The organism is Lutispora thermophila DSM 19022 (assembly GCF_900142105.1).
Lineage (GTDB): Bacteria > Bacillota > Clostridia > Lutisporales > Lutisporaceae > Lutispora > Lutispora thermophila.
This window is the reverse complement of sequence record NZ_FQZS01000052.1, coordinates 1-5,373: the sequence shown is the minus strand read 5'-3', so window position 1 is coordinate 5,373 and position 5,373 is coordinate 1. Positions and strand designations below refer to the sequence as shown.

The window sequence follows — 5,373 nt, the reverse complement described above, 5'->3', positions numbered from 1 at the left end:
CCCGCCTGTAGTAATTCCTATTGAAGATAGGATCGAATATCTGGGCAGATGCAGCTGTGATGATGAGTCCAGTATTTCTTTGATAGATAATATTATACGGGATAGAATCAGCAGTAAAGGAGAAGAGAATATGGCCGATAGAAGTTGGAATAAACCAATAGGAATGTATTGACAGAAAAATAAATGAAAAATATAATGTAAATGTTGCTGTAAAAATATGCATAATTTAATAAAATTATGACGAAATTGCTAAATTATAAGTTGATATTGTATAAAGCTATATGATAATGGCAAACCTATCGAAAGGTAGGGACGCAAAGCTACGAGTCTAAAGTGGTAACACTATGACAGTCGGGCCGCCAAGATAGGTTTTTTTATGCCATGGCCATTATTACAGAGCCATGGCTTTTATAATTCTAAGATTTATGCAGATACTAAAAAAAATTAAAATATTTTGAGGTGAATTCCGTTGAATTACGTACATGGTATTGCACTGCCAAAAGATGTGCTTTCAGCAAAAGTTGATATACTATTGAATATGCTCAAGTTTGATAATAATACTTATGAACATTCATTAAATGTGGCGAAATATTCTGAAAGGCTTAATAAACTGCTATGTACTGGTATAGATAGCAGTATTATGTATTATTCCGGACTGTTCCACGATATAGGAAAGTTAAAAATAAACCTGGATATTTTAAACAAAGAAAGCAGCTTAAAGGACGAAGAATTTGATATTATTAAGAAGCATTCAAATATGGGATATTCTATAATGAAAAAATACTCCATGCCCAAAGAACTGCAGTATTCTGCATTTTACCATCATGAACGATGGGACGGTAAAGGCTATCCTGTAAAGCTTAAAGGTGATAAAATCCCCCTTGTAGCTAGGATTATCAGTGTATGTGGTGTATATGATGCCTTGACTTCAGACAGACCATACAGAAAAGCCTTTACCCTGGAAGAAGCAGTTAGTATGATGAAAAACTCTAATGGACAGTTTGATCAGGAAATATTGAAAATCTTTATTAATAATCTGGATTCAATAATCAACAGGTAATAGCTTAATAAACTTCAGGCAGGCGAGAAATCGCCTGTCTTTATTTATTTTTGCAAAGGAGGGTTATTCATGAGAAAAAAGAAGAAAGCAGCTATCTTGGACATAGCTGCTCAGAAATATAAAGAATCTGATTTAAGGTTCTTTAGAGAACTCTTAGACTACTCTGATAACGGAGTAGTTTACAATTACATTTTAAAACATCAGGAAGCAATAATCAACAAAGTTTTTGACGGTGATAGACATAAGTATTTTGAGAGTTATGTTGCACTAGTAAAAGATAAATTTCTGGCTTCAGTAGGAGCAGATTTGCATATACTGCCTTGGAGTGATCATATCCTATTTGCCATGAAGTACAACTTGAAGCAGGATAGCAAGAGGATCTACAGAAAAGATGCAGCAAAGGATCAAATTTGCTTCTCGGAATATGTGCGTGGTTCATTGGGCAATAGAGAGGAAGAAGGAAAGGCGCAATATAACATTAAATGGGACAGGATTAAAGGAATAAGGATACCAAGAAACTTTAAGGATTTGCTATCAGGACAGATCGATTCCTTTACATATACAAAGGAGAAAATAAGGTATCTTCTGGGACTTATAACATTGGCCGATGGTGACGGCGTGATCCATGCCTTCAATGTACAATACGCCTATAAGGAAATGAGCAAGGTATTTGAAGAGAATACATTAGCCTTGTCTACTTGCTATGATGTGCACAAGAAGCTTTTAAAGGACGGAATAATATCTGTTTATGATACACCTTCAGGATATCAAAATTTAAGGATACAAGGATATAAAGAGGGGTTCAAGAAAGGATATATAGCAGTGCCATACTTTGTTTTCCAGGAAGTTTTTAAGAAACTGGAAACAGCAGCAATAAAGGTATTTTTTGATGTAGTTTTCAAGCACAATAACGGTGAAAATGGAAAAGGTAAAGTTGATGAAAATAAGCCGGTAATATTTAAAGTGGCTGTATGCCCAACTGATAATAAGGATTCTATTTCAAGGTATGTTAAGGTATTAGGCAGGCTGAAAAAACGCAGCAGAAGCGAGATATTGAGGCTGTTTTCCGGTGATTCCGGACGAACTGGTTTAAACAGTATATTTAATATGGATTTGCATGAAATCAGGAAAGGTCTTTTATATATAAGGCTGAAAAAGGAGTACATGATTCAAAAGAGTGAGGCTGTTAAGGCCTCATTTTTTAGTGCAGCAAAACGCTTTGCCAGGAAGGCGAATGTTATAAAAAGTATATTGAACAATTCATTGATTCGGTTAAATGACAAACAGTTTGACTATATAGTAGAGATGATGAGGAAAGCCAGCACAAGAGCAATAAAGGCAATTATAAGTATTGTTAATAAGGAGATACAGGCAGGTAATGCCATAAATGATATAGTAGCTTATATCAAGGCTGTTTATGAGCGATATATGGCTGGAGAAAGGACCAGGTTGTCCTTAGATGAAATAAATGATGATATTATAGCCAAGCTGTCTGATCCATACGAATATATCTGGATGAGCATGGAGTAGGATACAGAAGAAATGCCTTATGCCTAAAGCATAGGCTTTTTTATTGCTTCTAACAGTAAAATATTGCCATAATTAATAATATATAACATATGGTTATAGCTTTCATGAGTTTTTGATGGAATTTTTCCCATTCTATAATTACCGGCATTATTAAAGTTCATTATTTTTTTGCCAAGGAATTCTAAAATTATGATGAGATTTAATTCAGGATTTTAAAATATTGTATATTGATGTATGAAGAATTCTAAATTTTTTATTAAGATTAATAAGGAAATATTGAAAAATGTAAGTCAAAGGGGATAATATAAGCTTATATTATTCATAAGCTTTAAAGAAGTATAAGCATGGTCTTTTATGCGGTAAAAAGTCCTAACGGACTTTTATTTGAATAATTAACTTTATAAGGTAGAAAGCCTAAAGGCTTTCTATTTTAATAATGCGGACTGGAGAAAAAATGTATTATTGTAAAATAGTAATTTTCATATATCTATTACTGCTTATATTTTACTGCAAAAAAAATTAATAGAGGAAACAGCATTTTTTTGTAGAAAATAATGTGATAAAATGATTAAGAAATCAATAGTAGTATTATAATTGTAATAATCCATTTTGAGGCAATTTAAATGCGGGGGATATTAATGTGTAATGAGCTACAAAGATTAGTAAATAAGTATGATGAGTTAAAGAAATATTATAAAGGAAAAAGAAGTGATTTTAAAGAAGAAACGTGTAAAATTGATTTTATAAATCCATTTTTTAGGTTATTAGGTTGGGATATTGAAAATACAAAAGGGCTAGAACCACACCTAAGAGAAGTAATATATGAGCAAAATCTTAGGGGAACAGGTAGAAGTGATTATACAATGACTTTAAGTGGTGTACCAGTATATTTTGTAGAAGCTAAAAAACCAGATGTCGATATAACCACAGATCCAGAGCCAGCGTTTCAAATAAGAAGGTATGGGTGGTCAGCTAATCTGAAAATTTCTGTTTTAACTAACTTTGAATACTTAATAATATATGATACTACAATTCCTCCGGTAGAAAAAGATAACTGCGATGTAGCTATATTGAGAAAGTATCATTATAAAGAATACAATGATAAATATGAAGAAATATATAAGCTGCTTTCTAGAGAGACTGTTTATTGTGGTAATTTTGAAAAAGTATTGATTGAAACATTTGGCAGTAATGAGCAAAAAGGATTAAAGTTACCAGTTGATGAGTATTTTTTAAAACAGATAAACACCTGGAGATTACAACTTGGCAATTACTTGTATAAAGAAAAGAAATTTCCTCTAGAAATAATTAATGATGTTGTGCAAAGATTTATTAATCAGATTATTTTTCTAAGAATATGTGAAGATAGAAATCTGCCTTTATATCATGCTCTTAGTAAAGTTATTGAAGATGAATCTATTCTTATAGATGAGATGAATAAGTTATTTAAAGAGGCCGATAAGAGATATAATGCAGGTTTGTTTAGTGGAAAGCATATTGTTTTTGATCTAAATAGCGATATAATTAAAAATATTGTAGAAACATTATATTTTCCAAAAAGCCCATATGAGTTTAAATTTATAAAACCTAATCTTTTAGGTCGAATATATGAACTGTTTCTTACTGAAAGTTTGATTTTAGATGGATGTGGGAATTTAGTTCTTTATAATAAAGTCAAAAGAAAAGATAGAGATGTAAATAGGGATATTGTCACAACACCAGTTGAAATTGTTAAATATATGGTTAATAAGTCTTTAGATGAATTATGTCAAAATAAAACGCCAAAAGAAATTTTCAATTTAAAGATTGCTGATATTGCATGTGGATCAGGAATTTTTTTAATTGAAGTATTTGAGTATCTAGTAAGGTATTGTGTAAACTGGTACAAGAATAATGATAAGAATCATCTTATAGTGACACAAGATGGTGATTTTAAGCTTCCCATAGAAGATAAAAAGATGATTTTAAGATCATGCATTTTCGGAATTGATATAGATGCACATGCTGTGGAAGTTACTAAATTTAATCTTTTACTTAAACTGCTTGATGATGAAACTGAACCATCTATTAGAAATGAGAATCCTGCATTGCCTAACATAGATAGTAACATTATGCTTGGGAACTCACTTGTAGATTTCGATATAATAGATTATGCAGCATTGAGTCAAGATGATAAAGATGTAATTCTTCCTTTTGATTGGAGTTTGATAAATAATGGAAAGAAGTTTGACTTAATAATTGGCAATCCTCCTTATGTTAACACAGAAGATATGAATAACTTGTTACCTAATGAAGAATTAAAAGTATATAAGAGTAAATATAAAACATCGTATCAACAATTTGATAAGTACTTTTTATTTATTGAAAGAGGCTTGCAGAAGATTAAAGAACAAGGATATTTGTGTTATATAGTTCCAAATAAATTTACAAAAATAAAATCCGGTATGAAATTAAGAGAACTACTAGCCCGTAATAAGTATGTAGTAGAATATATTGATTTTGGTTCAGCTCAACTCTTTACTGATAAAACGATATATAGTTCAATATTGCTTTTAAAAAAGAGTGCACAAAGTAATTTCAGATATTCTGAGATTAATAATTTACATGAATGGTGGGGTAATCCTAATAAGTATAATTCAATGTTGATAAGTAGTAATGTTTTGACAGAAACACCATGGGTGTTAGTCCCAGATAAGGGAAAGATGGAAATTATTAATAAGCTGTATTTAAACTCACAAAAATTGAAAGAAGTAGCTGATACATTTAATGGAGTGCAAACCAGT

3 protein-coding genes and 1 riboswitch are annotated in these 5,373 nt (G+C 31.1%); all 3 genes read left to right on the top strand.

Annotated features, from left to right (window positions below; genetic code table 11):
• The first annotated feature begins 279 nt into the window (after positions 1 to 279).
• Positions 280 to 364, top strand: a riboswitch (cyclic di-GMP riboswitch).
• Between the two features lie 105 nt (positions 365 to 469).
• Positions 470 to 1,060 carry an HD-GYP domain-containing protein gene (locus BUB48_RS17275; protein ID WP_073028159.1) on the top strand — a complete coding sequence of 197 codons (591 nt, stop codon included), beginning with the start codon at positions 470 to 472 and terminating at the stop codon, positions 1,058 to 1,060.
• Between the two features lie 69 nt (positions 1,061 to 1,129).
• Positions 1,130 to 2,590, top strand: coding sequence for a hypothetical protein (locus BUB48_RS17270; RefSeq protein ID WP_073028157.1), 1,461 nt, complete (start codon positions 1,130 to 1,132; stop codon positions 2,588 to 2,590).
• 638 nt (positions 2,591 to 3,228) lie between these two features.
• On the top strand, positions 3,229 to 5,373 hold a 2,145-nt coding region (locus tag BUB48_RS17265; RefSeq protein ID WP_073028155.1), incomplete at its 3' end, for an Eco57I restriction-modification methylase domain-containing protein.

What these genes read in the sequence shown, in the direction of transcription:
- BUB48_RS17270 (WP_073028157.1), top strand. Translation starts at nt 1,130, where the DNA reads ATGAGAAAAAAGAAGAAAGCAGCTATCTTGGACATAGCTGCTCAGAAA.